At 72.4% G+C, this 25,867-nt stretch carries 25 protein-coding genes; 15 read left to right on the forward strand and 10 right to left on the reverse strand.

Annotated elements, in window-relative coordinates; genetic code table 11:
* Positions 1-202: 202 nt before the first annotated feature.
* Positions 203-1,408 (forward strand): CapA family protein, encoded by a 1,206-nt coding sequence (locus DRB89_RS27680; RefSeq protein WP_112451381.1) that lies wholly within the window; start codon positions 203-205, stop codon positions 1,406-1,408.
* Between the two features lie 20 nt (positions 1,409-1,428).
* Here the strand turns inward: DRB89_RS27680 and DRB89_RS27685 are convergent, their stop codons facing one another.
* Together DRB89_RS27685 and DRB89_RS27690 are read right to left on the reverse strand one after the other, a co-directional pair.
* A complete protein-coding gene (locus tag DRB89_RS27685) occupies positions 1,429-2,040 on the reverse strand; it encodes a DUF4328 domain-containing protein (RefSeq protein WP_162688746.1) in 612 nt (203 codons plus the stop codon).
* 241 nt (positions 2,041-2,281) lie between these two features.
* Positions 2,282-2,743, reverse strand: a complete 462-nt coding sequence (locus DRB89_RS27690) for a universal stress protein (RefSeq protein WP_112451383.1) — start codon at positions 2,741-2,743, stop codon at positions 2,282-2,284.
* A gap of 60 nt (positions 2,744-2,803) precedes the next feature.
* Between DRB89_RS27690 and lysX the strand changes: the two genes are divergently transcribed.
* Both lysX and DRB89_RS27700 read left to right on the forward strand, forming a co-directional pair.
* Positions 2,804-6,106: a bifunctional lysylphosphatidylglycerol synthetase/lysine--tRNA ligase LysX gene (gene lysX, locus DRB89_RS27695; protein ID WP_112451384.1), complete on the forward strand. Its 3,303-nt coding sequence runs from the start codon at positions 2,804-2,806 to the stop codon at positions 6,104-6,106.
* A gap of 90 nt (positions 6,107-6,196) precedes the next feature.
* Positions 6,197-7,108, forward strand: coding sequence for a polysaccharide deacetylase family protein (locus DRB89_RS27700; RefSeq protein WP_112451385.1), 912 nt, complete (start codon positions 6,197-6,199; stop codon positions 7,106-7,108).
* A 12-nt stretch (positions 7,109-7,120) separates the two neighbouring features.
* Here DRB89_RS27700 and DRB89_RS27705 read toward each other — a convergent pair whose 3' ends face one another.
* Positions 7,121-7,804 (reverse strand): class F sortase, encoded by a 684-nt coding sequence (locus DRB89_RS27705; RefSeq protein ID WP_112451386.1) that lies wholly within the window; start codon positions 7,802-7,804, stop codon positions 7,121-7,123.
* Between the two features lie 353 nt (positions 7,805-8,157).
* On the opposite strand from DRB89_RS27705, the gene DRB89_RS27710 reads away from it, so the two are divergent.
* Positions 8,158-8,652, forward strand: a complete 495-nt coding sequence (locus DRB89_RS27710) for a hypothetical protein (protein ID WP_112451387.1) — start codon at positions 8,158-8,160, stop codon at positions 8,650-8,652.
* Between the two features lie 78 nt (positions 8,653-8,730).
* Here the strand turns inward: DRB89_RS27710 and DRB89_RS27715 are convergent, their stop codons facing one another.
* Positions 8,731-9,345 (reverse strand): hypothetical protein, encoded by a 615-nt coding sequence (locus DRB89_RS27715; RefSeq protein WP_112451388.1) that lies wholly within the window; start codon positions 9,343-9,345, stop codon positions 8,731-8,733.
* 199 nt (positions 9,346-9,544) lie between these two features.
* Complete coding sequence (locus tag DRB89_RS27720) at positions 9,545-10,315, reverse strand: DUF4239 domain-containing protein (protein ID WP_112451389.1); 771 nt, start codon at positions 10,313-10,315, stop codon at positions 9,545-9,547.
* An 18-nt stretch (positions 10,316-10,333) separates the two neighbouring features.
* Here DRB89_RS27720 and DRB89_RS27725 point away from each other — a divergent pair, with 18 nt between their 5' ends.
* Entirely contained in the window at positions 10,334-12,409 is a 2,076-nt protein-coding gene (locus tag DRB89_RS27725; protein WP_112463893.1) for an endo-beta-N-acetylglucosaminidase, read from the forward strand.
* Between the two features lie 19 nt (positions 12,410-12,428).
* Here DRB89_RS27725 and DRB89_RS27730 read toward each other — a convergent pair whose 3' ends face one another.
* Both DRB89_RS27730 and DRB89_RS27735 read right to left on the reverse strand, forming a co-directional pair.
* Positions 12,429-13,847 carry a HAMP domain-containing sensor histidine kinase gene (locus DRB89_RS27730; RefSeq protein WP_112451916.1) on the reverse strand — a complete coding sequence of 473 codons (1,419 nt, stop codon included), beginning with the start codon at positions 13,845-13,847 and terminating at the stop codon, positions 12,429-12,431.
* A 12-nt stretch (positions 13,848-13,859) separates the two neighbouring features.
* Positions 13,860-14,615 carry a response regulator transcription factor gene (locus tag DRB89_RS27735; RefSeq protein ID WP_112451917.1) on the reverse strand — a complete coding sequence of 252 codons (756 nt, stop codon included), beginning with the start codon at positions 14,613-14,615 and terminating at the stop codon, positions 13,860-13,862.
* A 275-nt stretch (positions 14,616-14,890) separates the two neighbouring features.
* Between DRB89_RS27735 and DRB89_RS27740 the strand changes: the two genes are divergently transcribed.
* From DRB89_RS27740 to DRB89_RS27770, 8 genes are all read left to right on the forward strand, one after another.
* Positions 14,891-15,676, forward strand: a complete 786-nt coding sequence (locus DRB89_RS27740; protein WP_112451918.1) for an amino acid ABC transporter ATP-binding protein — start codon at positions 14,891-14,893, stop codon at positions 15,674-15,676.
* Positions 15,677-15,768: 92 nt separating this feature from the next.
* A complete protein-coding gene (locus tag DRB89_RS27745; protein ID WP_112451919.1) occupies positions 15,769-16,623 on the forward strand; it encodes a glutamate ABC transporter substrate-binding protein in 855 nt (284 codons plus the stop codon).
* A gap of 117 nt (positions 16,624-16,740) precedes the next feature.
* Positions 16,741-17,415, forward strand: a complete 675-nt coding sequence (locus DRB89_RS27750) for an ABC transporter permease subunit (RefSeq protein WP_112451920.1) — start codon at positions 16,741-16,743, stop codon at positions 17,413-17,415.
* Positions 17,412-18,290, forward strand: a complete 879-nt coding sequence (locus DRB89_RS27755) for an amino acid ABC transporter permease (RefSeq protein WP_112451921.1) — start codon at positions 17,412-17,414, stop codon at positions 18,288-18,290. The genes DRB89_RS27750 and DRB89_RS27755 overlap by 4 nt, the downstream gene beginning before the upstream one ends.
* Positions 18,291-18,503: 213 nt before the next feature.
* The gene (locus DRB89_RS27760; RefSeq protein ID WP_112451922.1) at positions 18,504-20,090 is read left to right on the forward strand and encodes an FAD-dependent monooxygenase; all 1,587 of its coding nucleotides are present in this window, start codon (positions 18,504-18,506) and stop codon (positions 20,088-20,090) included.
* A 71-nt stretch (positions 20,091-20,161) separates the two neighbouring features.
* Positions 20,162-20,209, forward strand: a complete 48-nt coding sequence (locus DRB89_RS46390; RefSeq protein WP_311314449.1) for a hypothetical protein — start codon at positions 20,162-20,164, stop codon at positions 20,207-20,209.
* Between the two features lie 67 nt (positions 20,210-20,276).
* Positions 20,277-20,804 (forward strand): cysteine dioxygenase, encoded by a 528-nt coding sequence (locus DRB89_RS27765; RefSeq protein ID WP_112463458.1) that lies wholly within the window; start codon positions 20,277-20,279, stop codon positions 20,802-20,804.
* On the forward strand, positions 20,795-21,199 hold the full coding sequence (locus DRB89_RS27770; protein WP_112463894.1) for a rhodanese-like domain-containing protein: 405 nt from the start codon (positions 20,795-20,797) through the stop codon (positions 21,197-21,199). The genes DRB89_RS27765 and DRB89_RS27770 overlap by 10 nt, the downstream gene beginning before the upstream one ends.
* A 71-nt stretch (positions 21,200-21,270) precedes the next feature.
* Here DRB89_RS27770 and recX read toward each other — a convergent pair whose 3' ends face one another.
* Both recX and recA read right to left on the reverse strand, forming a co-directional pair.
* Positions 21,271-21,930 carry a recombination regulator RecX gene (recX, locus tag DRB89_RS27775; RefSeq protein WP_239516360.1) on the reverse strand — a complete coding sequence of 220 codons (660 nt, stop codon included), beginning with the start codon at positions 21,928-21,930 and terminating at the stop codon, positions 21,271-21,273.
* A gap of 3 nt (positions 21,931-21,933) precedes the next feature.
* Positions 21,934-23,055, reverse strand: coding sequence for a recombinase RecA (recA, locus tag DRB89_RS27780; RefSeq protein WP_204357839.1), 1,122 nt, complete (start codon positions 23,053-23,055; stop codon positions 21,934-21,936).
* 183 nt (positions 23,056-23,238) lie between these two features.
* On the opposite strand from recA, the gene DRB89_RS27785 reads away from it, so the two are divergent.
* Together DRB89_RS27785 and DRB89_RS27790 are read left to right on the forward strand one after the other, a co-directional pair.
* Complete coding sequence (locus tag DRB89_RS27785) at positions 23,239-23,793, forward strand: 2'-5' RNA ligase family protein (RefSeq protein ID WP_112451161.1); 555 nt, start codon at positions 23,239-23,241, stop codon at positions 23,791-23,793.
* 47 nt (positions 23,794-23,840) lie between these two features.
* Positions 23,841-24,602, forward strand: a complete 762-nt coding sequence (locus DRB89_RS27790; RefSeq protein WP_112451160.1) for a Clp protease N-terminal domain-containing protein — start codon at positions 23,841-23,843, stop codon at positions 24,600-24,602.
* Here DRB89_RS27790 and DRB89_RS27795 read toward each other — a convergent pair.
* Positions 24,550-25,815, reverse strand: a complete 1,266-nt coding sequence (locus tag DRB89_RS27795) for an AI-2E family transporter (protein ID WP_112451159.1) — start codon at positions 25,813-25,815, stop codon at positions 24,550-24,552. The genes DRB89_RS27790 and DRB89_RS27795 overlap by 53 nt on opposite strands.
* Positions 25,816-25,867: the final 52 nt, after the last annotated feature.

Raw genomic sequence — 25,867 nt, forward strand, 5'->3', positions numbered from 1 at the left:
GTCCGGTGGAGCCGGTGCGCCCAAGCGCCCGGGTCGTCCGGTGGGCGGCCGCGCGGGGCGGTGAACGGTCGAACGGCGCGCCGAACGGCCATTGGGGTGAGCGGAAGGCCGGCCGCGGAGCCGTCTCTTGACTTGGTGCGTCTCTTTCTATGAATTGACAGGTGATCAGTTAGTAGTACTTATCTGAGGAGAGCCGGGACCGATGACCGCACGCACCCGCCAAGCCCTCGCACTCCTGTCGGCCGTCGCGCTCGCGGCCGTCGCCGGCTGTTCCGCCGGCGGGGACCGGGCGCCGGCCCGCCTCGCGGGCTCCCCGGCGGCGCAGGCACCCTCCGGAGCTCCCGGATCCACCACGGCCCCCGCCGCGAAGGGATTCACCCTGGTCGCGAGCGGCGACGTGCTGCCGCACGAGTCCGTCATCCGCCGGGCCGCCTCCGACGCGGACGGCGACGGATACGATTTCCGGCCGATGTTCTCCGGCGTCAAGCCGGTCGTCTCGGCCGCGGACCTGGCCATCTGCCACATGGAGACCGTCTACGGACCGGACGGCGGCCCGTTCACCGGCTACCCCGCCTTCCAGTCGCCGCCCGAGATCGCCGCCGGGCTGAAGGACGCCGGGTACGACGGCTGCTCCACCGCCTCGAACCACACCCTCGACGGGGGCGCCGCCGGACTGAAGCGCACCCTCGACGCCTTCGACGAGGCGGGCCTGAAGCACGCGGGTTCGGCCCGCACGGCGGCCGAGGCCGGCGCCGTGACGATGTACACCGCCGGATCGGCGAAGGTGGCGCACCTCGCGTACACGTACGACACCAACGGTTACCCGATGCCCGACGGGCAGCCCTGGGCCGTGAACCTGATGGAAGAGGAGAAGATCGTCGCGGACGCGCGGGCCGCCCGGAAGGCGGGCGCCGACGTGGTCCTCGTCAGCCTCCACTGGGGCACCGAATGGGAGACCGAGCCGGACGGGAAGCAGCTCGCCCTCGGCAAGGCGCTGACCGCCTCGCAGACCGGCGGCCGCCCCGACGTGGACCTCGTGCTCGGCACCCACGCCCACGTCCCGCAGCCGTACGAGAAGGTCAACGGGACCTGGATCATCTACGGCATGGGCGACCAGGTGGCCGGCGAGATGTTCAACCACACCGGCGCCCGGGACATGCGCGGCAACTACGGCTCCATCGGCCGGTTCACCTTCGCCCCGCCGGCCGCCCCCGGGCAGCGCTGGCAGGTCGCCAAGGCCGAGTTCGTCCCGCAGATGATGGATCTCGGAGCCGGCCGGGTCGTCAACCTCCCCGCCGCCCTCGCCGCGCACCCCGGCCGCGAGGACTACGAGGAGGCCCGCGACGAGATCACCGAGGCCGTCCTCAGTCGCGGCGCGGCCAAGGACGGGCTGACGGCGGCGCAGTAGGGCCGGGGCCGCGGGAGACCTCAGACCGCGGCGTTCGGCCCCTGGGTCGCCTTCGTGTGCTGCATGGCGGTGAGCTTCCGCACGAAGACGACGGCCAGCAAGGCGGCCGCGACGCTGGTCAGGTCCGCGACGGCGGCGAAGAGGTCGGCGGCGCGGACCGCTTCGGTCGTCTCGGCCGCCCGGTACTTCCTCGAGGCGCCCCAGGTCAGCAGGCAGCTGGCGATGAACATCACCCACCAGGCGACCACGGGGGCGCCCGAGACCCGGCGGAAGGAGCCGTCGGACCTGTTCTGGGTGCTTGCGTCCCAGGTCTCCTGCGCCGTCCGGTACGGGAAGAAGAAGTTCGCGAGCGGGACGAACCAGCCGCCGATGGCCCACCCGGCGGACTGGCTGAAACCGTCGGGCCGGAAGACCTGGCCGTTGCAGCGGACGCGGTGGAACCAGAGGATGAAGACCAAGCCGGTGGCCAGGTAGAGCGGAGCCTGCACGAGGTCGGCGCCGGTGGAGAGGGAGTCGGCGGAGGCGAGGTCGTCGGAAAGGGGGTCGACGGGGTCGGAGGGCGTGGAAGCGCCGACGAAGTCCTTCATCAGGTTCCAGGTGTAGAGGCTCACCCCGGACGAGAAGAGATCCACGGCGGCCCCCACGGACAACAGCGCGGTCGCGGCCGTGGCCAACCCCTGCGGGGATTGCAGGACATGGGCCGATTGCGGTGACTGGCTGGGCGTGCTCAAGGACATGACGAAGTACCCCCCACGGGAACATGTGCGACGTGACATATGAAAACGGGCCGCCCGACGGGCAGCCCGAATCGCACGAAGATAAGCCACGCCCCGGTCCACCGTCTACAGAGATCAGGTTGCAACAGCGAACGACTCAGGGAACCACAGTCACCGGCCAGCGCCCCGCCTTCACCAGACGGACCGCCACCGAGCCGACGATCCGGTGCCCGGCCTGCTCCGAGGCCCCGACCACCACCGCGTCCGCCGTCAGCTCCTGCGCCGCGCTCACCAGGCCGGCGTACGGATCGCCGCGGAAGGTGTGGAACTGCCAGCGCACGTCGTAGACGCCCTTCAGCCGCTCCGCCCACTCCCGGATCTCGGCCACCAGCCCTTCGGCGATCTCCTGCGTGGCCCCGCCCACCGGCGCGCCCAGCGAGGCCCCCGCCGCCATCACCGGCTGGACGTACACCAGCGCCAGCAGCGCGTTCTGCCTGCGCGCCAGCCCCGCCGCGTACGCCGCCGCGCGGAGCGAGGACTCCGACCCGTCGACCCCGGCGAGGATCACCTTCGGGCCGTCCGTACCGCGCTCGAATCCCGTGTTCACGTGCTCGGTCACCCTTCCGACGGTAACCCGCTCGACGCGCGAAGGGGCGCGGTCCTCCCTACAGTGCGAACCATGACTGCCACCGTGGAGGAGCCGCGCGGAACCCGGAACCGCATGCTGAACCGGGTGCCCGACGCCTTCGGCGCGTTCTTCGGAACACTGGGGCTGCTCTGCGCGCTCCTGTCGTTGTCCCCGGCACTGCGGCGGCTCCTGCGGCCCATCGTGAGCTTCCTCGACGCGATCGTGGTGCCGGTCAGCGCCAACCTCGCCTACGCCGTCTTCCTCTTCCTGCTCGCCGCGGCACTCGGCATGCGCAAGAAGGTCGCCTGGTGGATCGTCGTCACCTATTTGGCCCTGCTGCTGCTGGTCGACGTGCTCACCGTCGCCGCCGAGGAATACTGGTTCGGATTCGCCTCCATGGCCGTCGCGGTCGCCGCCCTCGCGCTCCTGATCGCGGCCCGCAAGGAGTTCAACGCCGCCTCCCGCCCCGGAGCCCTCTGGCGGGCCATGCTCGTGCTGGGCCTCGGCCTGCTCGCCGCCGTCTTCCTCGGCTGGGGCCTGGTCGCACTGTTCCCCGGCACCCTTCCCAAGGGGCAGTGGCTGGACTGGGCCGCGAAGCAGGTCTTCGGCGGACTCTTCTCGGCCCGCCAGTTCGACGGGCGCCCGCCCCGCCCGCTGTACTTCCTCCTCGGCCTCCTCGGCGCCCTCGCCCTGCTGAACGCCGCCTCCACCCTCTTCCGCTCGCAGCGGCTGACCGCCGCCCTGCACGGGGACGAGGAGCCCCGCATCCGCGCCCTGCTCGGCGCGTACGGGCGGGCCGACTCCCTCGGCTACTTCGCCACCCGCCGCGACAAGGCCGTCGTCTTCGCCCCCAACGGCAAGGCCGCCGTCACCTACCGCGTCGAAGCCGGCGTCTGCCTCGGCAGCGGCGACCCCGTCGGAGACCCGGCCGCCTGGACCCCCGCCATCGACGCCTGGCTCGCCGTGGCCCGCCGCTACGGCTGGCAGCCCGCCGTCATGGGCGCCTCCGAGGACGGGGCGACCGCGTACGCCCGCTCCGGGCTCAGCGCCCTCCAGCTCGGCGACGAGGCGATCCTGCAGGTCGCCCACTTCGACCTCGACGGACGCGACATGCGCGTCACCCGCCAGGCCGTCAACCGGGTCAAGCGCACCGGGGCCACCACCGTCATCCGCCGCCACTCCGCCCTCTCCGAGGACGAGATGCAGATGATCGTGGACCGGGCCGACACCTGGCGCGACACCGAGACCGAACGCGGCTTCTCCATGGCCCTGGACCGCCTGGGCGACGCCGCCGACGGCGACTGCCTCCTCGTCGAGGCCTTCGACGACAAGGGCGAGCTCATCGCCCTGCTCTCCTTCGTCCCCTGGGGCAAGGACGGCATCTCCCTCGACCTGATGCGCCGCGACCGCTCCGCCCCCAACGGGGTCATGGAGTTCATGGTCGCCGAACTCTGCGCCGCGGCCCCGGGTCTGGGCGTGCGCCGCGTCTCCCTCAACTTCGCCGTCTTCCGCTCCGCCTTCGAGGAGGGCGGCCGGATCGGCGCCGGCCCCGTCCTCAAGCTCTGGCGCAAACTGCTGCTCTTCTTCTCCCGCTGGTGGCAGCTGGAGGCGCTGTACCGCTCGAACGTCAAGTACGGCCCCGAGTGGTACCCGCGGTTCCTCTGCTACCAGGACGCCGGCTCCCTCGCCCGGGTCAGCCTCGCCTCCGGCATCGCCGAGGGCTTCGTCTCCGTACCCAGCATGCGCACCCTGTGGGGCAACGGGCACCCGCGCGGGCTCACCGCCCCCGCCACCACGGCGGGCCTGCCGCCCATCGACTCCCTCGGGCTGGACCTCGTGGGGGAGGAGGGCGAGACGGCGCCCGCCGAACGGCTGCCCGAACAGGTCCGGGTCCGCCACGAGAAGCTGGAGCGGATCCGCGCGTCCGGCACCGACCCGTACCCCGTCGGCATCCGCCGGCGCACGCACACCGTCGCCGAGCTGAAGGCCGCGCACCCCGGCCACCCGCCCGGCGCCCGCACCGGCTCGCCGGTCACCGTCGCCGGACGCGTGATGGTCGTGCGCGACCTCGGCGGCGTGGTCTTCGCCGTCCTGCGGGACTGGTCCGGCGACATCCAGCTGATGCTCACCCGCGACGAGGCCGGCACCGGCGTGCTCGACACCTTCACCACCCAGGTCGACTTCGGCGACCACGTCGTCGCGAGCGGCCAGGTCGGCGCGAGCAAGAGCGGCGAACCGTCCGTCGTCGTCGACTCCTGGCAGCTCACCGGCAAGTGCCTGCGCCCGCTGCCCGACAAGCGCAAGGGACTCGCCGACCCGGAGGCCCGGGTCCGGCGCCGCTACCTCGACCTTGTCGCGAGCCCCGAGGCGCGCGACGTCGTACGCGCCCGCTCCAGCGCGGTCCAGGCCCTGCGGCAGGGGCTGCTGGACCGGGGCTACCTGGAGGTCGAGACCCCGATGCTCCAGCAGATCCACGGCGGCGCCAACGCCCGGCCCTTCCGCACCCACATCAACGCCTACGACCTCGACCTCTACCTGCGCATCGCCCCCGAGCTGTACCTCAAGCGCCTGTGCGTCGGCGGCATGGAGAAGGTCTTCGAGATGGGCCGGACCTTCCGCAACGAGGGCGTCTCCTACAAGCACAACCCCGAGTTCACGATGCTGGAGGCCTACCAGGCCTTCGCCGACTACGACGTGATGCTCGACCTGACGCGCGAGCTCATCCAGGGCGCCGCCACCGCCGCCTTCGGCTCGCCCGTCGCGCACAAGGCCGGCCCGGACGGAAAGCTCGTCGTCCACGACATCTCCGGCCCCTGGCCCGTCAAGACGATGTACGGGGCGATCAGCGAGGCACTCGGCGAGGAGGTCGACGCCGACACCCAGGAGCACGTGCTCCGGCGGCTGTGCGACCGCGCGGCCGTGCCGCACACGCCCGACAACACCCGGGGCGACGTGGTCCTGGAGATGTACGAGCGGCTGGTCGAGGAGAAGACCAAGCTGCCCACCTTCTACAAGGACTTCCCCACCGACGTCTCCCCCCTCACCCGGCAGCACCGCAAGGACCCCCGGCTCGCGGAGCGCTGGGACCTCGTGGCCTTCGGCACCGAACTGGGCACCGCCTACTCGGAGCTGACCGACCCCGTCGAGCAGCGGCGCCGGCTCACCGCGCAGTCGCTGCTCGCGGCGGGCGGCGACCCGGAGGCGATGGAGATCGACAACGACTTCCTGGACGCGCTCGAATACGCGATGCCGCCGACCGGCGGACTGGGCATCGGGGTGGACCGCCTCGTCATGTTCCTCACGGGTCTGACGATCCGCGAGACGCTGCCGTTCCCGCTGGTGCGGCGGGGGTGACCTGCCGGACTGTGCGCTGACCGGGTGAGCGCGAGGGGGCGCGTCCGCGCCTCTCGACATCTGCGGCGATGTCGTTGATACGTAGTAGTAATGAAAAATGACGAGCCGACAGTAGGGCGACGCGTGCTCCTGCGCTCCGCCGTCTTCCTCGGAGTCGCCGCCGCCGCGGGACTGCTGACCGGTGGCGAACCCGGCCTGCCGGCCGCCGCCCCCGGGGTCGGGGGCGGAGCCGAACCGCCCTTCGGCCCGGGACCCGGCGGAGCCGCCGGGCCGGGACCCCTCGCCGGAGCCCCCGGCGCGCGGCCGCAGAGTCCGCGCGGGGCCGCGTACCGGCTCCAGCCGATGACCTCCGACGGCGCCCCGGAGCGGGTGCCCGCGGCGAAGCCCGCCGTACGGACCCGGCCGATGCTCGCACTGCCTCCCGACGCGCCGGCGAGCGCCATGACGCTCACCTTCGACGACGGCCCCGACCCCCGCTACACCCCGGGCATCCTCGACACACTGGCCCGCCACGACGTACGGGCCATGTTCTTCGTCTGCGGGGAGATGGCCACCGACAACCGCGACCTGCTGCGCCGGATGGTCACCGAGGGCCACGTCATCGGCAACCACACCTGGACCCACCCGCTCATCCCCAAGCTCAGCCGGCCCGCCCTCGCCTCCGAGATCGGCCGCACGAGCGAGGTCGTGCACGAGGCGGTCGGCGAGGCACCGCTGTGGTTCCGGGCGCCCTACGGGGCATGGAACCGGGCCGCCTTCGAGATCGGCGCGGAACTCGGCATGGAACCGCTCGCCTGGACCGTGGACACCCTGGACTGGAAGGAGCCGGGCACCTCCGCGATCGTGTCGCGGGCGCTGAAAGGGGCCGCGCCCGGCGTGATCGTCCTGAACCACGACGCGGGCGGCAACCGCTCGCAGAGCGTGCAGGCGCTGGCGAGCTACCTGCCGCAACTGCTCGGGCGCGGCTACCGGATGACGCTGCCGGCGCTGCCGCCGCGCTGAGGAAACGATCGGTCAGCGGGCCTCCACCATCCGCGCGAAGACGACGACGTTGCCGTCGTAGCCCCCCGCCTTCGAATAGCCGCCGCCGCACGTGATCACCCGGAGTTCCGGCTGGCCGGTGTCCCCGTACACCCGGGCTCCGGGGAACGCGTTCTTGGCGAACACCTCCACTCCGTACACCTCGAACACCGCCGTGCGCCCGTCGTAGCGCGCCACCTCGATGCGGCTGCCCTTCTGCACCGCGCCCAGGCCGTAGAAGACCGCGGGGCCCTGCGCGTTGTCCACGTGGCCCACGATCACCGCCGAACCCTGCTGGCCCGGCGAGATGCCGTTGAGGTACCAGCCCGCCAGGTTCCTCTCCTGCGCGGGCGGCGCGTCGATCCAGCCCGTCGCGTCCAGCCCGACGGTCATCACCGGCGCGTCCACGCTGATCGACGGGATCCGGACGCGCTGGACCGACGAGTGTTCCAGCACCTCCAGGTCCGGCGGCGGCGCGGGCGGCTCGGCGGGTGTCTGGTCGGCCGGCGATCCGACCGTCGCGGCCGCTCCGACGGCCGCCGCGGCGGCCGGCTGCGGAGGCCCCGCGTCGACATCGGCTCCGTTGCGCATCATGGCGAGGCCGCTGAGCATGACCAGCGCGATGGCGCCCCAGGGGGAGCGCCTCCTCGATGGCCGCTCACTCTCGTCCTCGGTCATGGCTCTCCCTTCCCGACGCGGGGGTCCCGACCCGCGTTCTTGTTCCCACCCCTGTACGCCCTACTTCACGCACGCTAAGGCGGTGCGCGCGGGACGGCGATCGGGGAAGGGCGAACGGGTGGTGGGGCCGGAAGGGGTGCGCCCATCCAGGTAATCGTCACATAAATGCCTGACGGGTCGTGACCTGCGGATCCGTCAGCAAACGCGTCCGCGCCTCGGCGTGTCGCTCAACCTTGCGGCCCAAAGGCGGAAATGCGCTGGTTGCGGACCGCGCGGAGGGTTCGTGATGGGAGGCGTTCTCGTCGATCTGCCCGGGCCACCGCTCCGGGGCGCTTCCCGCTGGAGGTTCCACCATGCGTGCTTCTCGCGCCCTCGCCGTCACCGCGGCGGCGTTCGCCGCCATCGGCCTCGCCGCACCGATCGCCGTCGCAAACCCACCGGGTGGCGGTGGGCCCAGCAACGTCACGGTCAACCCGTACTCCGTGCACCAGGGGGCCTCGATGCAGGTCAGCGCCGCGGGCTGCGGCCACGGCGGCATCGTCTTCTCCCACGGCAACTTTCCGCAGACGAACCTGTCGGCCGGCTCCATCGGGTTCGCGACCGTCCGGATCTTCAACCACGCCTCGCCCGGCCACCACACGCTGTCCGTCAAGTGCCACGACAACAGCCTGGTCGCCACGCACCGCTTCACGGTCCTCGAGGGCAACGGCGCGCAGGGCGGCCTCGGCGGCTCCTTCGGCCCGTCCGCCACCGAGACCGCCATCGGCGCGGGCCTCGTCGGCGCCGCCGCCCTGGGTGCCGGCGCCCACGTGATGCGCCGTCGCCGCCCGATCCGCGGCCGGGCCTGACCGGCCGACCTCCAGGGTCAGCCCGAACAACCGCCGGTCGCCCCGAGTCCTGGCCAGGACTCGGGGCGACCGGCGGTCTCAGTGGATGCGGCGGATGTCGCGGCGGCGCAGGGCGAACCCCAGGCCGACCAGCCCGCCGAGGACGAGCCCCGCGCCGGCGCCCAGTTCCAGGGGGTTCAGCCCGGCCACGCTGCCGCCGAGGCCGCCGCGGACGGGGCCGGTGGCCCGGCTCGAGGCGCCCGTGCCGGTGCCCGTGCCCGCGCTCCTGCCGGGGCCCGGGCTGGCGCCCGTACGGGTTCCGACGGTGGAGCTGGTGGTGGGCCGGCCCGCGCCGCCCGTGATCGTCAGATCGGCCGACCCGTTCTCGCCGTTGCAGGTGAAGGAGACGGAGTACTGGGCTCCGCGCCGGGCGTCCCGGTCCACGGTGACCCGCGCGGTCTTGCCCCGCTCGATGCTCACGGTGTCGAAGACCCCGGAGGAGGCGGTGGCGAAGGCGGCGTTGCAGCCGGTCACGGACAGCACCGTCTGGCCGCCGGGGGCGACCGTGGAAGGGGTGATGGTGAAGCCGAAGGAGGTGATGGGCGCCGCTTCGGCGGCGCTCGCGGCGGGTGCGGCGAGCACGCCGGTCGCGAGGACGGCGCTCGCGGCGGCGGCGCCCAGCAGAGCCGTGGGGGAGGTGCGTATCGCGCCCATGGTTGATTCTCCGGATCCCCGAGGAGCAGCCGCGGAACGGTTTCCGCACGTGGGGGGTCGTGCGCCTCGATGTCCGCCACGCTAGGCGCGGGCACGGTGGCCCGCGATCAGGAACGGGCGAATGGGGCATGGCGGTAGGCCGAACCGGGGACGGGAGGCCCGCCCCCGGTTTGCCGGACTCCGCGGGGACGACGCGGCGTCAGTCGCGCTGACCCAGATGTGGGAACTGCGAGAAGAACGGCTCGGCGGTGGCGGCGATGCCCCGGCCGAAGGGCGCGTCGAAGTCCCAGATGAGGAACAGCAGGAAGGCGATCAGCGCGCTGAACAGGCCCGCCAGGAGCAGCTCCCGGAAGGAGCGCCTGATCTGCAGGGTGAAGATCAGCCCCACGGTCACCAGGGCCCCCGCGATCAGGCCGAACCAGACCACCCCGGGCATGGTGGCCCCGGCGCTCTGGCCGCGGGCGTTGCGGGCGTCGTCGACCACGGCGACCTGGTCGACGAGCGGCTGGTAGGCCTGGCCCTCGTGGTCGGTCTGCGGTTCGTAGTCCGTCACGTCGCGGCGGATGCGTTCCAGCAGTTCGGCGCTGCGGTCGGTGAGATCGCCGGTCTCGGCCATCGCCTTCCACTCGGTGTCCACGACGAAGGTCACGTACGCGTCCACGTCGGACCGGATCTTCTTGCGCACCTCGGCCGGGTAGACCTCGGAGCGGACGCTGATCTCGTGCAGGGCCTGGGACTCCTGGCGCACGTACTCCTGGGCGGCGCTGCGGCCTTCCCAGACGCCGGCGATCGCCAGGCCCAGCACGATCGCGTAGATCACTCCGATCATCATCGTCATGTACTCGATGACGTCCGGGGTCTCGCTGGGATCGTCGTCCTCGCCGATCCTGCGCTGGTTGAAGAAGGCGATGGACAGCACCACGGCGCACGCGGCGGCCATCGCGAGGGACAGGACGAGCCATTCCGACAAGATGACTCCAAATTTCTTCTGGCGCGGGTGTCTAGTGCTGTGGCCGGGAAGGTTTCGGTGTCCGGTGCGGTGCCTCTCCCCCAGCTACCGCCGGGAGGGGCCCCCGGGCGGAGGGCCGCCGCTTGTACTGGACGTACTTCGGTGGTCCGACAACGCGGCGAGGTGCCGTGCCGGGCGCCGCGACCCGGTGGACCTTTCCGGTCCCTCCTGCGGTGGAGCCCCGGGTCCGATCCCGACCTGGCCCACAACACCTCGACCGTGCCGCTCGCGCCCCGCTTCACGCCGGTGCCGCCGAACTCCGCCGCCCGCGCCGGCCAGGCCCGCATCGCCTCGCTCGTCTCCTTCGGGAGCACCGCCGCCAACCCCTCCCAGGGCTCCCCCACCGCGGACTACTACGCCCTCACCCACTGGGCGTACATCGACGAGCTGGTCTTCTGGGGCGGCTCCTCCGGCGAGGGCATCGTGCTCGCCCCGAACGCGCCCGTCGTCGACGCGGCCCACCGCAACGGCGTCCGGGTGCTGGGCAACGTGTTCCTGCCGCCCGTGGCCTACGGCGGCGACCTGCGCTGGACCCGGGACCTGGTCCAGCGGGACCCCCTCGGCCGCTTCCCCGTCGCCGAGCAGCTGGTGCGCGTGGCCCGGACGTACGGGTTCGACGGCTGGTTCGTCAACGCCGAGACCGAGGGCGGGGACAGCGAACTGGCCTCGCTCGTCCAGAGGTTCCTGCGCGCGCTGCGTTCCGCCGGCGCACCGCACGGGCTGCGCATCACCTGGTACGACGCGATGAACTCCACCGGCGGGGTCGGCTGGCAGGGTGCGCTGAACGAGCTCAACCAGGAGTTCTTCGAGGACCGTCGGGGCCGGGTCGCGGACACCGTGTTCGTGGACTTCCGCTGGACCGCGGCGAAGCTGGCCGCGTCGGGCGCGCTCGCGGACCGGCTCGGGCGCGACCGCCACGAGCTGTGGGCGGCCGTGGACACCGGGTCCAGCGGCTGGAACACGGACGTGGACTGGGACGCGATCGTCCCGCGCGAGGGCGACCACGTCGTCTCCTACGGCTTCTACCGGCCCGAGTGGACGCGCGACCACCTCACCGACCGCTCCCCCGGCGCCTTCCACCGCGCCGACGACCGGTTCTGGACGGGCGAGTCCCTGGACCCGGCCCGGCCCGCCCCCGGGGCCGGCTGGCGGGCGCCCGCCACCGTCGTCGCCGACCGGTCCACCGTCACCGCCCTGCCCTTCGCGTGCTCCTTCAACACCGGGCACGGCGAGCGCTGGTACGAGGACGGCGAGGCCGTCTCCGACAGCGCGTGGAACCACCTCGGCCTCCAGGACCGGCTCCCGGGGCGCCGCTGGGTCGTGGACACCGCCGGGCCCCGCCCCGAGGTCACCCTCGACTTCGCCGGGGCCTGGCGCGGCGGCTCCAGCCTCCTCGTCCGCGGCGAGGTCACCGCTCCGGCCGCCGTGGGGCTGCACCGCACCCGGCTGCCGCTGACCCGCGGGACGGTCGTCGAGCTGGTCCACGCCACCGAGTCGGGTCCCGTGGCCGTCGAGCTCGGGGTGGCCACGCGCGAGCCGGCCGCCCCTGGGCTGGAGGTCCCGTACACCTGGCTGCCGGTGCGGAGCCCGGGCGCCGGTCGGGGCTGGCGCACGGCACGGGTCCGGCTGGCGGATCTGGCGGGCGGGACCGCGCACGGACTGGCCGTACGGATCACCCGGCTCGGGAAGGAGCCGGTGCGCTGGCGGCTCGGCGCCCTGACGGTACGCGACGCGGCCGCGCGGCCCCGCCCGGGTACTCCGGGGACGCCCGCCGTGACCGCCTCGGCCCAGCAGTCCGGCACGGCGGCCCTGCGGCTGTCCTGGCGGCGGCCGGCCGGCCCGGCCGGCCGCGTCCGCCACTACGAGGTGTCCCGGATCCTGCCGGACGGAGCCCGCCGCTTCCTCGGCGGCACGTGCGGCACCGCCCTCTACCTCCCGGCCGTCGAGCGCGCCGGCCGGGAGGAGGCGGCGGTGTTCGAAGTCCGTTCCGTGGACGAGCTGTACGCCGTCTCCGCCCCCGCCCGCACCACCCTCGTCTGGACCGGGTCCCGCTGACGCGCGGCGGCCCCGCGGTTCACTCGGGCAGGACGGTGGGATCGGTGCGCGGGACCGCCACCGTCACGCGCAGCCCGTGCGGCGGGTTCGTCGCGTAGGAGAGGGACCCGCCGCCCGCGGCGAGCAGGGTGCGGGAGATGGACAGGCCCAGGCCCGAGCCCCTGACGTTCTGGTGGCGGCCGCTGCGCCAGAACCGGTCGCCGACGCGGAGCAGCTCCTCCTCGGTGAGGCCGGGCCCCCGGTCGGCGACCACGATGCGCACCTGGTCGCCGACCACGGAGAGGCCGACCTCGACGTCCTCGCCCGCCGGGGTGAACTTCAGTGCGTTGTCGATGACGGCGTCCAGCGCGCTGGAGAGCGCGATCGGATCGGCCCAGCCGGTGGCGGCGGTGCGCCCCGTCCCGGTGAGCCGCACGCCCTTCTCCTCGGCGAACGGCCTCCAGGCGGTGACCCGTTCGGCGGCCAGACCCGCGATGTCGACGAGGCTGATCTCGGCGGTGGCGTGCTCGGCGAGCGCCAGGTCCAGCAGGTCGTCCAGGACCTGGGTCAGCCGCTTGCCCTCGGTCCGCACCGAGGCGATCTCCTCGTTGCCCTCGGGGAGTTCGAGGGCGAGCAGCTCGATCCGCAGGAGCAGCGCGGCGAGCGGGTTGCGCAGTTGGTGGGAGGCGTCCGCGACGAACGCGCGCTGCTGTTCCAGCACCTCTTCGACGTTGTCGGCCATCTCGTTGAACGAGCGGGCCAGGCGCCTGAGTTCCGGGGGTCCGCCGGCCGCCGCCACCCGGGAGTTCATCCGCCCGGTGGCGATGCCGTGGGCGGCGGTGTCCAGGGTCTGCACGGGCTTGAGCACCCAGCTGGTCAGCCGCAGCGCGGCGCCGAAGGCGACGAGCATGGCGGCGCCGAGTCCGCCGATGATGATCAGCCAGCCGCGCAGGATCCGGCCGCGCATCTGGTCGGTGGGCGACTCGGTGGCGACGACGGCGACCACGTCTCCGTCCAGGACGACCGGGGAGATGACGAGGAGTCTGCCGCCGGTCTGCCAGGGCCACACCTGTCCGGGGTCGTGGCTGCGCCGTCCGGCGAGGGCCTCCTCGAAGGCGCGGCGGCCCTCTCCCTCCTCGGGCAGCTGCCACCAGCCGGGGGCCCGGACGATGGCGCTGTAGTCCCGGCGGAAGATCCCGACGCGGATGCCGTAGAGCTCCTGGTAGCGGGCCAGTTCGAGCTGGAGGGTGACGCGGCGCTCGTCCACTCCGCTGGAGTTGGAGCCCTCGGCGTCGATGACGAACTGGGCCAGGGCGGCGAAGCGGGCGCTGTCGTCGATCCGGTCGACGACCACGCGCTGCTGCTGCCCGGCGGCCAGGGCCACCGCGAGCGGGAAGCCCAGGGCGAGCAGGACGCCCGCCATCAGGACGACGAGCAGCGGGAGCAGGCGGGCGCGCACGGCGGCTCCCCGCTAGGGCGCGGGCGGCGCGGGCTGGGCCGGCGAGGCCGGCGGGACCGGCGGCACGACGAGCCGGTAGCCGACGCCGCGGACGGTCTCGATGAGGGCCGGCATGCGCAGCTTGGAGCGCAGCGAGGCCACGTGCACCTCGAGGGTCCGGCCGGTCCCCTCCCAGCTGGTGCGCCAGACCTCGCTGATGATCTGCTCGCGGCGGAAGACGACCCCGGGGCGCTGCGCGAGCAGGGCCAGCAGGTCGAACTCCTTGCGGGTGAGCGCGACGTCGGCGCCGTCCACGCCGACGCGGCGGGTGGAGAGCTCGATGGAGACGGAGCCGAGGCGGACGACCCCGGGCTCGCCCGACCCGGCGCCCGCGGCGGCCTCCTCGGAGGCTCCCGTACGGCGGGCGACGGCGTGGATGCGGGCGAGGAGCTCGCCCGTGTCGTAGGGCTTGGTCACGTAGTCGTCGGCGCCCATGTTGAGGCCGTGGATGCGGGAGCGCACATCGGCCCGCGCGGTGACCATGATGACGGGCGTGGCGGTGCGCTTGCGGATCTTGCCGCACACCTCGTACCCGTCCTGGTCGGGCAGGCCGAGGTCGAGCAGGATCACCCCGTACGGAGTGACGTGCGGCGGGGATCCGGCGGGCAGCAGTGCCTGCAGGGCCTCCTCGCCGCTGCGCGCATGGGTCACCCGGAAGCCGTGCCGGGCGAGGATCGCGGACAGGGCGGCGGCGACGTGGTCGTCGTCCTCGACGAGCAGCAGTCTCATGTCGTCCCCCTCTCCTCTTCTTCACTCGTGCGTCACTTGCCTGACGGCATCCAAGCATCCACGCCGATGCGGACTCCCACGTCAAGGCGGTTCCGGCCGGACGGGGCTTCCGTTACGCACCCGGTACGGCCGCGGCCGGTGCCGGGTGGCCTCGCGTACGGAGCGTATCGGTGCGAGGCCGGATCGTTATCCTCAATTCTCCCTCAGATGTGCTGACGCTGTGCGCGCCACCTCACTACTGTCCTCCCAACCGAGGAGGACGGAGCAAGAAGCCGATGAGCGGAGTATCAGTGACCAAGGACGTGCGGGACGCGGGCGGTGCCGCGGACGGCCTGGTCGTGCTGAACAACGTCAACAAGCACTTCGGCGCGCTGCACGTGCTGCAGGACATCGACCTGAGCATCGCCCGCGGCGAGGTCGTCGTGGTGATCGGCCCTTCGGGGTCGGGCAAGTCCACCCTGTGCCGGACCATCAACCGCCTGGAGACGATCGATTCGGGCACGATCACGGTCGACGGCAAGCAACTGCCGTCCGAGGGGCGCGAGCTGGCCAAGCTGCGCGCCGACGTGGGCATGGTCTTCCAGTCCTTCAACCTGTTCGCGCACAAGACGGTGCTGCAGAACGTCATGCTGGGCCAGCTGAAGGTCCGCAAGATGGGCCAGGCGGCCGCACTGGAGCAGGCGAAGTCCCTGCTGGAGCGCGTGGGTGTCGGCTCGCAGGCCGACAAGTACCCGGCCCAGCTCTCCGGCGGCCAGCAGCAGCGCGTGGCCATCGCCCGCGCGCTGGCGATGGACCCGAAGGTGATGCTGTTCGACGAGCCCACCTCGGCCCTCGACCCGGAGATGATCAACGAGGTGCTGGAGGTCATGCAGCAGCTCGCCCGGGATGGCATGACCATGGTGGTCGTCACGCACGAGATGGGCTTCGCCCGCTCCGCCGCCAACCGGGTGGTCTTCATGGCCGACGGGAAGATCGTCGAAGAGGCGACGCCCGACCAGTTCTTCAGCAACCCGCGAAGCGACCGCGCCAAGGACTTCCTGTCGAAGATCCTGCACCACTGACCTTCGCGTCTGGTAGTGATCCGGTGACGGATCGTCGTCCAGCACGTCTCAGTTCACTTCTGTCTCACGTCTCACTTCGAGGGAAGTCCACCATGAAGCTCTCCAAGGTCGGCGCGGCCGCTGCCATCGCCGTTGCTCTCGCCCTGACCGCGACCGCCTGTGGCGGCGACAGCGACAAGCCCGCGAGCGACGCCGGCGCGTCGGGCGGCACCAAGAAGGAAAAGATCGTCATCGGCATCAAGTTCGACCAGCCGGGCGTGGGCCTCAAGACCCCCGACGGCAAGTTCACGGGCTTCGACGTGGACGTGGCGACGTACGTGGCCAAGGAGCTCGGCTACGAGCCGGACCAGATCGAGTTCAAGCAGGCCGTCAGCGCCGAGCGCGAGAACCTGCTCTCCAACGGTGACGTGAAGCTGGTCGTGGCGAGCTACTCGATCACCGACACGCGCAAGCAGAAGGTCGACTTCGCCGGCCCGTACTTCCTCGCCCACCAGGACCTGCTGGTCCGCGCGGACGACACCTCGATCACCAAGGCCGAGGACCTCAACAAGAAGAAGCTCTGCTCGGTCACCGGCTCCACCTCGGCGCAGAACGTCAAGAAGAAGCTGGCCCCCGAGGCCGACCTCCTCGAGCAGGCCGGCTACTCCGAGTGCCTGACGGGCCTGGAGAACAAGGCCGTCGACGCCCTGACCACGGACAACTCGATCCTGGCCGGCTACGCCTCGCAGGACAAGAACAAGGGCAAGTTCAAGCTCGTCGGGCTGAACCTGAGCAACGAGAACTACGGCATCGGTCTGAAGAAGGGCGACAAGGAGCTCCAGACCAAGGTCAACGCCGCCATCAAGAAGATGGAGGCGGACGGCGCCTGGGAGGCGGCCGTGAAGAAGAACTTCGGCCCGGCCAACTACAAGAACGAGCCGGCCCCCGCGGTCACCGAAGGCAGCTGACCCGGCGGCCGGTCCGCCGGCCGATCCAATCGGTGAGGGACGTCGCCGCCCGCCTGTCACGGGCGGCGCCGTGCCCCGCCGGCCAATCTGGCCATCCTGGGGAGAGCGCAGGCCATCGTGTTCGATTTTCTTGATTCCGGGCAGTACGACCTGCTCGGAGCCTTCTGGGTGACGGTTCAGCTCACCCTCTACTCGGCCGCCGGGTCCCTGGTCTGGGGCACCGTCCTGGCCGGGATGCGGGTCAGCCCCGTTCCGCTGATGCGGGGCTTCGGCACCGCGTACGTCAACCTCGTGCGCAACACCCCGCTGACCGTGCTGATCATCGGCTGTTCACTGGGGCTCAACCAGACCCTCGGCGTCACGCTCGGCGGCGGCACCTTCAAGGACATCGGCTTCCGGCTCGCGGTCCTCGGATTCATCGCCTACACCGGCACGTTCGTGTGCGAGGCGCTGCGATCGGGCATCAACACGGTCCCGGTCGGCCAGGCGGAGGCGGCCCGCGCACTGGGCCTGAGCTTCTTCCAGGTGCTCACCCTGATCGTGCTCCCCCAGGCGTTCCGGGCGGTCGTCGCCCCGCTCGCCAACGTACTGATCGCCCTCACCAAGAACACCACGGTGGCGGCGGCCATCGGCGTGGCCGAAGCGGCCCTGCTGATGAAGGAAATGATCGAGAACGAGGCGGACGCGCTCTTCGCGATCTTCGGGGTCTTCGCCCTGGGATTCGTCCTCCTGACCCTGCCCACCGGCCTGCTGCTCGGCTGGGTGGCCAAGCGAGTGGCGGTGAAGCGATGACCTCCGTGCTGTACGACACCCCCGGCCCCAAGGCCAAGGCCCGCAACTGGATCTACAGCGGCATCTTCGTCGTGGCGGCCGCGGCCGTCCTGTGGTGGGTGCTGTCCGCCCTCGCGGACAAGAACCAGCTCGACGCCGACAAGTGGAGCCCCTTCGTCACCGACGGCAAGGTCTGGACGACGTTCCTGCTGCCCGGCCTCGGCGAGACGCTGAAGGCCGGCCTCATCGCCATGGTCATAGCGCTGCCGCTGGGCGCCCTGCTCGGCATCGCCCGGCTCTCCGACCACGCGTGGGTACGCACCGCCGTGGGCACCTGGGTCGAGTTCTTCCGGGCCATCCCGGTGCTGATGCTGATGCTCTTCGGCTCCGCCTTCTTCGTGCAGTACACGGGCGTCGCCTCGGAGATCCGGCCGCTGTACGCGGTGGTCACCGGGCTGGTCCTCTACAACTCCGCGGTCATCGGCGAGATCGTCCGGGCCGGCGTCCAGTCGCTCCCGAGCGGCCAGACGGACGCCGCCAAGGCGATCGGCATGCGCAAGGGCCAGGTCATGACCTACGTCCTGCTCCCGCAGGCGGTCACGGCGATGCTGCCGGCGCTGGTCAGCCAGCTCGTGGTGATCCTCAAGGACACCGCGATCGGCGGAGCGGTGCTGGGCCTGGGCGAACTGCTGTCGATGAACCGGCAGATCTCGGCGAACTACAGCAACACCATCGCGGCCCTCGTGGTGATCGCGGCGATCTACATCGTGGTGAACTTCGGCCTCACCTCCTTCGCCTCCTGGCTCGAGGGCCGGCTGCGGAAGTCGAAGCGGACCACGGACGCGACCGTCCCGATCACCCTCGACGCGGGCGCGAACTCGGCCGGCGGCATCTGACCGGACCCCCGGCGAAATATTCGGACACGCGCTCGGACCGGCCTCCGGCAACCGGGCTGACAGACGGTCAGTACACTGGCGGGACACGTGTGGTGCGGCGGAACTCATCCGCCGCACCACTCGGCATTGTCCGGCCCGGCGTCACTTGACGCAGGCACCTCCAGTGGGTTGCATACGTTCTGTGATCACATACCGGACACCGGGAGCCACATCATGGACCCGGTGATCGTCGTCGGCGCGGGGCCCGTCGGGCTGTCCATGGCCCTCGCCCTGGCCGGCCAGGGCGTGCCCTGCGTCCTGCTCGACGAGGGACCCGGCAAGGACGAACTCCGCCCCGCCCGCACCGTCGCCCTGCACGCCGACACCGCCGCCATGGTGCACCGGCTGGGCTGCGCGACCCTGCGCGACGAGGGCACCTACTTCGCCGCCTGGCGCACCATGCGGCGCGGCCGCGACGCGCAGCGGATCACCTTCGAGGACGGCCCGGCCCCGGCCCACCTGCCCCAGCACGCGCTGACCCGCGGACTGCGCGACGCCGCCCTCGCCCACCCCCTGGTCCAGCTGGTCACCGAGAGCAGGCTCGACTCCGTGGAGCAGGACGGCCACGGGGTCACCGCGCACACCCGCGGCGCCGAGACCACGTGGTGGCGCGGCAGCTACCTGGTCGGCTGCGACGGAGCCCGCTCCACCGTGCGCAAGCTCCTCGGCATCCGCTTCCCCGGCCGCACCGCCGTCGAACGGCACGCCGTCGCCGCCCTGCGCACCGAACTTCCCTGGCCCGGAGAGGCGTTGCTGCACCGCGGCCAGGCCAACGGGGTGGACGAGGTCACCGCCAGACCGCTGGCCGACGGGGTGTACCGGCTGGACTGGCTGCTGCCCGCGCGCGGGGACCTCGTCACCCCCGACGCGCTGGTGACCCTCATCCGCGACACCCTCGCCCTGTGGTGCGGCGGCACGACACCCCCGTACGAGCTCCTCGACACCGGGGTCCACACCCTGCACCACCGGCTCGCCCGGCGCTGGCGCGACGGCCGCGCCTTCCTCGCCGGGGACGCCGCGCACCTGCTCGGCGCGCTCGGCACCCAGGGCGTCGAGGAGGGCCTCCGGGACGCCGAGAACCTCGCCTGGAAGCTCGCCATCGCCTGGCACCAGGGGGCCTCCGAGGAACTCCTCGACAGCTACGAGGCCGAGCGCCGCAGGGCGGTGGCCGCCCGGCTGCGCGCCGCCGACCAGGCCATGCCCGCACTGCGCGCCGGGGGCGGGCTGCGCACCTACCTCCCCGGGGCCGCGCGGTCCGCCGAATCCCTCCTGACCGACGGCCACTTGGGGCGCGGGCCGCTGGGCGCGGAGCCGGTGTACGCCCCGCCCGTCGCCGTGCGCGAGGTCCCCACCGCCACCGAGCCGGGCGGGCCCGTCGCGAACGTCCCGGTGACCGCGCCCGACGGCTCGACGGTGCCGCTGCGCGACCAGCTGGGCCGGGGCCGGCTGCTGGTCGTCCTCGTCGCCCCCGGGACCGGGGTCTGGGACCGGCGCCACTGGCTGGGCGCCGGCCTGATGCCCCGCCTCGCGGCGGCGGTCAGCGCGCTCCCGGTCCGCACGGAACTGCTCGTCGCCGACGGCTACCCGGGGGCGCCGGCGCACACCGTGCTCCTGGTGCGGCCCGACGGCCATCTCGCGGCGACCTTCGCCGGAGTCCGCCCGGCGGAGCTGTACGAGGCCGCCGACGCGGTCCGCCACGGGGCGCCCTCGGCGTCCGGTTCCGCGGCCCCCGTGCCCACGCCCGCACCCGTGATCGATTGACCGGCCGCCCGACTCGTGCTTCACTCGCCGACATGACCGGCAACGACGTACGCCTGTGGCGGAGGGTCCATATGGACCTGCTCCGCTACGCGGGCTGCGTGTGTCGCCCTTCCTGCTGATTCGCCTTCCTCCGCGCGCCCCTCGTGTGCCGCGCGCTCTCGCGAACCCCCAGGACGGTCACCCTCCATGTCTGCGCCCACCCACGCCCCCGCCGCCGCGCCCGCGATCACGGCCGCGGAACTCCTCGCCTTCACCCGGCACGTCGCCTCCGACCCCGAGCTGATCGCCTCCCTCCCCCTGGACCCCGAGGGCCGGACCTGGATCCGGCTCGACGGCCCGGGCGGCAGCGAGGCCTGGCTGATCGGCTGGCCGCCGGGCACCGGCACCGGCTGGCACGACCACGCCGAGTCCCGGGGCGCGTTCACCACCGCGCGGGGCCGCCTCACGGAGAACTCCCTGACGGTGCGGCTGCCCGCGGAGGGCTGGCACTCCCTCTCCCTGGCTCCGGACGTGGACCGCACGCGCGCGCTGGGGCCGGGCACCGGGCGGGCCTTCGGCGAGCACCACGTGCACGAGGTGCTGAACGAGTCCGGGACCGAGCACGCGATCTCGGTCCACGCCTACCACCCGCCGCTCCCCCTGATCCGCCGCTACAGCCGCACCGGCCCGGTGCTCACGCTGGAGCAGGTCGAGCGCCCGGCGGACTGGCAGTGACCGGCATCGACGCCCTCGTGGACCGGCTGCGCACCACCTACACGCGGGTGGAGCCGGCCCAGGCGCACGAGGAGCACCTGGCCGGGGCCCTGCTGGTCGACATCAGGTACCAGGCCCTGCGCGAGCGGGACGGGCTGATCCCGGGCGCGCTGGTGATCGAGCGCAACGAGCTGGAGTGGCGCCTGGACCCGGAAGGCTCGCACCGCCTGCCGCAGGCCACGGACCACGGCATCCGGGTCATCGTCATCTGCAACGAGGGCTACGCCTCCACCCTGGCGGCGGCTTCCCTCCACGCGCTGTCCCTCTCCCGCGCGACGGACCTCACGGGCGGCTTCCAGGCCTGGCGCGCGGCAGGCCTCCCGGTGACCGCACGTCCTGACCCCGGCACGTCCTGACCCCGGCACGTCCCGGCCCAGCACGTCCCGACCCGTCCCGGCCCCGGGGGCCGGCCCCTCCCGGAGCGGGCTCAGCCCCCGGGGTACCCCAGGTCGTCGGCGTCGGAGTCCTCGGCGCCCTCCGCCTCCAGGGCGCGGCGGACCACCCGCAGGGCCATGCCCTCCGGGTACCCCTTGCGGGCGAGCATCCCGGCGAGTCGCCGGAGCCGCTTGTCCCGCTCCAGGCCCCGGGTGGAGCGGAGCTTGCGCTCCACGAGCTCCCGGGCGGTCTCCTCCTCCTGGTCGGAGTCCAGCTGTTCCAGGGCGTCCTGTACGAGGACGGCGTCCACCCCCTTGGTGCGCAGCTCCTGGGCGAGCGCCCGGCGGGCCAGACCCCGGCCCCGGTGCCTGGACTCGACCCAGGCCCCGGCGAACGCGGCGTCGTCGATCAGGCCCACTTCCTCGAACCGGGAGAGGACCTGCTCCGCCACCTCTTCGGGGATGTCCCGCTTGGCCAGCGCGTCCGCGAGCTGCCGCCGGGCGCGCGGCATCCCGGTGAGCAGGCGAAGACAGATCGCCCGCGCCTGCTCCTCGGGACTCTGGGGCGGCAGCTCCTGACGGCCGGCGCGGTCTTCCCCGCGACGGCCTTCCCGGCCGGCGCCCCCGCGCCGGCCTTCACGACTGCCCGCACGGCGGCCCTCACGACGGCCTTCCCGGCCGTCTGCGCCATCGCCCCTTTCCTGCTCCAACACGGATCAGCTCTTGGCGACGGCGGCCTTGGCCGCCGTCTTGGCCTTCGACGCGGGGGCGGGCACGGCCGGCGTCTCGGCGGACGCGTCCGCGCCGGCCTCGGCAGCGACGGCGGTGGCAGCGGCGTCCTTGCGGACACCGACGCCCAGCTTCTCCTTGATCTTCCGCTCGATCTCGTCGGAGAGGTCGGGGTTGTCGCAGAGGAACTTGCGCGCGTTCTCCTTGCCCTGGCCGAGCTGGTCGCCCTCGTACGTGTACCAGGCGCCGGCCTTGCGCACGAAGCCGTGCTCCACGCCCATGTCGATCAGGCCGCCCTCGCGGCTGATGCCGTGGCCGTAGAGGATGTCGAACTCGGCCTGCTTGAAGGGCGGCGCGACCTTGTTCTTGACGACCTTGACGCGGGTGCGGTTGCCGACCGCGTCCGTGCCGTCCTTGAGGGTCTCGATGCGGCGGATGTCGAGGCGCACGGAGGCGTAGAACTTCAGCGCGCGGCCACCGGTGGTGGTCTCCGGCGAGCCGAACATCACACCGATCTTCTCGCGGAGCTGGTTGATGAAGATCGCGGTGGTCTTGGACTGGCTGAGCGCACCGGTGATCTTCCGGAGGGCCTGGCTCATCAGACGGGCCTGGAGACCCACGTGCGAGTCGCCCATCTCGCCCTCGATCTCCGCACGCGGTACGAGCGCCGCCACGGAGTCGATGACGATGAGGTCGAGCGCGCCGGAGCGGACGAGCATGTCCACGATCTCCAGCGCCTGCTCGCCGGTGTCCGGCTGGGACAGGATGAGGTTGTCGGTGTCGACACCGAGGGCCTTGGCGTACTCGGGGTCGAGCGCGTGCTCGGCGTCGATGAAGGCGACGGTGCCGCCGGCCTTCTGCGCGTTGGCGACGGCATGGAGGGTCAGGGTGGTCTTACCGGAGGACTCCGGCCCGTACACCTCGACCACGCGGCCGCGCGGCAGCCCGCCGACGCCGAGCGCGATGTCCAGCGCGGTCGACCCGGTCGGGATGACGTCGATGGGGTCGTTCGGCTTGTCGCCGAGACGCATCACGGCGCCCTTGCCGAACTGCCGTTCAATCTGTGCGAGAGCGGCGTCGAGAGCCTTCTCACGGTCGGTGCCTGCCATGGGTTCCACCCGATTTGCTTGAGTCGATCGCTTCACGCCATTGACGCTAACGCCTGCCACTGACAACGCGGTCCCACGTCCGGTTTGACTGTGGACAACCCATGAGAATGCGTGTTCGATTTCCCTGTCAAGCGCGCCACGCCGGACCCGTCCGCCACGCCCGCGGTGGCATGATCCACTGCCATGACGGACGACACCTCCAGCATGTTCCCCGCCGGCCGGACCGCGCTCATCGTGCGGATACCCGAGGCCGACCCCGTCGTCGGCGCCTGGCGGGACCGGCTCGACCCCGCCGCCCGGACCGGGGTCCCGGCGCACGTCAGCGTCCTCTACCCGTTCCTGGACGAGAGCCGGATCGACGATTCCACCCTCGCCGACCTCACCGCGGTCCTGTGCCCCCACCCCGCCTTCGACGTTCGCTTCGAGCGGACCGGCCGGCTCCCGGGGCTGCTGTACCTCGCCCCCGAGCCGGACGCCCCGCTGCGCCGGCTGACCCTGGCGGCCGCCGAGCGCTGGCCGGAGGCCCCGCCCTACGGCGGCCGCCACCCCGACCCGGCCCCGCACCTCACCGTGGCCCAGCGCGCACCGGCGGCGGCCGAGGACGCCGCCGAGGCGGACCTCGCCGGGCGGCTCCCCTTCACCGCCCGCGTCCGCTCGGTGGAGCTGGTGGTGTACGACGGCACGGCCTGGCGCGAGCGCGCGAGGTTTCCCCTGCGCGCACCCGGAAAGGGAAAGTGACAACCACGGGTTGACACTCTTCTGACTGTCAACCTAGGGTTGCGTCCATGACGAACCCTTCGGTGGAACCTGTCCGCATGACCAATCCGGTACGCCTCGACGACCTCATCGAGGCCATCAAGAAGGTCCACACCGACACCCTGGAGCAGCTCAGCGGCGCCGTCGTCGCCGCCGAGGCCCTCGGGGACGTCGCGGACCACCTCATCGGCCACTTCGTCGACCAGGCCCGCCGCTCCGGCGCCTCCTGGACCGACATCGGCCGCAGCATGGGCGTCACCCGCCAGGCCGCCCAGAAGCGGTTCGTCCCCAAGGCCGACAAGGAGGGCGACGCGGGACTCAATCCCCAGCAGGGCTTCGGCCGCTTCACCCCCCGCGCCCGCAACGTGGTGGTGACCGCGCAGAACGAGGCCCGCGCCGCCGGCAACACCGAGATCCGCACCGAGCACCTCGTCCTCGGGCTGCTGGCCGAGCCCGACGGCCTCGCCGCCCACGCCATCGCCGCCCAGGGGATCGCGGCCGACGACGTACGCGCCGCCGTGACGACCGCCCTGCCCCCGGCCGTGGAGGACGTCCCCGAGCTGGTCCCCTTCGACGTCTCCGCGAAGAAGGCCCTGGAACTCACCTTCCGCGAGGCCCTGCGCCTGGGCCACAGCTACGTGGGCACCGAGCACGTCCTGCTCGCGCTCCTGGAGCTGGAGAACGGGACGGGTCCGCTCAGCGGCCTCGGCGTGGACAAGGACGCCGTCGAGATCTGGGTCAACGACGCCCTGGCAGCCGTACTCGGCGCCTCGGACGGGACCGCGAAGTAGAGGCGTCCGCGTCGTCGGTCAGTGCGTACCGCTTCACGTACGCGCCCAGGAACGCCTGGAGCGTGGCGACGGCGGGGATCGCGATGAGCGCCCCGACCGCGCCGAGCAGGGCGGTGCCGGCGATGACCGATCCGAAGGCCACCGCCGGGTGGATGTCGACCGTCTTCGAGGTCAGCTTCGGCTGGAGCACGTAGTTCTCGAACTGCTGGTACACCACCACGAATCCGAGCACGTACAGCGCGTACCAGGGGTTGACCGTGAAGGCGAGCAGCATCGGCAGCGCGCCCGCCAGGTAGGTGCCGATGGTGGGGATGAACTGGGACACCAGGCCCACCCACACCGCGAGCGCGGGCGCGTACGGAATGTCGAGCACCACGAAGCAGATGTAGTGCGCGACCCCGGAGACCAGCGCCATCAGCCCGCGCGAGTAGAGGTAGCCGCCCGTCTTCGTGACGGCGATCTCCCAGGCCCGCAGCACCTCCGCCTGCTTCGCCGGGGGCAGTACGGAGCACAGCGCGCGGCGCAGCCGCGGCCCGTCGGCGGCGAAGTAGAAGGAGAACAGGCCGATGGTCAGCAGCTTGAAGAGTCCGCCCAGCACCGCGCCGGACACGTCGAGCACGCCGCTCGCGCTGTTCTGCACGTACTTCTGCAGCCAGTCCGAGTGCAGCAGGCTGTCCTGGATGTCCAGCCGGGACAGGTGCGTGTGGAAGGTGTCGTTGATCGAGCCGATCAACGAGTCGAGATAGCCGGGGAAGCCTTCCACGAGGTCGATGATCTGCGAGGCGAGGATCGAGCCGAGCAGGGTGACGAAGCCTGCGGACGCGACGAACACCCCCAGGAACACCAGGAAGGCGGCGAGCCCGCGGCGCACGCCCCGGGCCGCCATCCTGGCCACGGCCGGTTCGATGGCGAGCGCGAGGAAGAACGCGATCAGGATGTTGACGAGCAACCCGATCAGCTGGTGGAAGGCCCAGCTGCCGAGCTGGAAACAGGCGACGAGGGCCAGTACGAGGACCACCGCGCGCGGCAGCCAGCGCGGCATCCGCGCGTCCGCGGGCGCGGGGGCCGCGGGCGCGCCGCCGCCGGGCGGACCTCCCGGGGCCCTTCCGGGGGCGCCCCCGGGGCCGCCGGCGCCGGTCCCGCCATCGCCGCCCGGGCCCTCGGGAACCTCTTCGGGCGGCCGGCCGGTCGTCGTCTCTTCAGTCGCTGCCACGGGTCCAAGTCTGTCCCACCGGCCGCCTGTGCGAGGAACCTTGCGGGCCCCT

This window comes from Streptomyces sp. ICC4 (assembly GCF_003287915.1).
Classification (GTDB): domain Bacteria; phylum Actinomycetota; class Actinomycetes; order Streptomycetales; family Streptomycetaceae; genus Streptomyces; species Streptomyces tritrimontium.

Coding starts and splice junctions, on each gene's coding strand:
- DRB89_RS27755 (WP_112451921.1), top strand. CDS start 17,412: ATGACCTCCGTGCTGTACGACACCCCCGGCCCCAAGGCCAAGGCCCGC.
- DRB89_RS27790 (WP_112451160.1), top strand. CDS start 23,841: ATGACGAACCCTTCGGTGGAACCTGTCCGCATGACCAATCCGGTACGC.
- DRB89_RS27760 (WP_112451922.1), top strand. CDS start 18,504: ATGGACCCGGTGATCGTCGTCGGCGCGGGGCCCGTCGGGCTGTCCATG.
- lysX (WP_112451384.1), top strand. CDS start 2,804: ATGACTGCCACCGTGGAGGAGCCGCGCGGAACCCGGAACCGCATGCTG.
- DRB89_RS27765 (WP_112463458.1), top strand. CDS start 20,277: ATGTCTGCGCCCACCCACGCCCCCGCCGCCGCGCCCGCGATCACGGCC.
- DRB89_RS27740 (WP_112451918.1), top strand. CDS start 14,891: ATGAGCGGAGTATCAGTGACCAAGGACGTGCGGGACGCGGGCGGTGCC.
- DRB89_RS27715 (WP_112451388.1), bottom strand. CDS start 9,345: ATGGGCGCGATACGCACCTCCCCCACGGCTCTGCTGGGCGCCGCCGCC.
- DRB89_RS27705 (WP_112451386.1), bottom strand. CDS start 7,804: ATGACCGAGGACGAGAGTGAGCGGCCATCGAGGAGGCGCTCCCCCTGG.
- DRB89_RS27735 (WP_112451917.1), bottom strand. CDS start 14,615: ATGAGACTGCTGCTCGTCGAGGACGACGACCACGTCGCCGCCGCCCTG.
- DRB89_RS27745 (WP_112451919.1), top strand. CDS start 15,769: ATGAAGCTCTCCAAGGTCGGCGCGGCCGCTGCCATCGCCGTTGCTCTC.
- DRB89_RS27680 (WP_112451381.1), top strand. CDS start 203: ATGACCGCACGCACCCGCCAAGCCCTCGCACTCCTGTCGGCCGTCGCG.
- DRB89_RS27785 (WP_112451161.1), top strand. CDS start 23,239: ATGACGGACGACACCTCCAGCATGTTCCCCGCCGGCCGGACCGCGCTC.
- recA (WP_204357839.1), bottom strand. CDS start 23,055: ATGGCAGGCACCGACCGTGAGAAGGCTCTCGACGCCGCTCTCGCACAG.
- DRB89_RS27710 (WP_112451387.1), top strand. CDS start 8,158: ATGCGTGCTTCTCGCGCCCTCGCCGTCACCGCGGCGGCGTTCGCCGCC.
- DRB89_RS27700 (WP_112451385.1), top strand. CDS start 6,197: ATGAAAAATGACGAGCCGACAGTAGGGCGACGCGTGCTCCTGCGCTCC.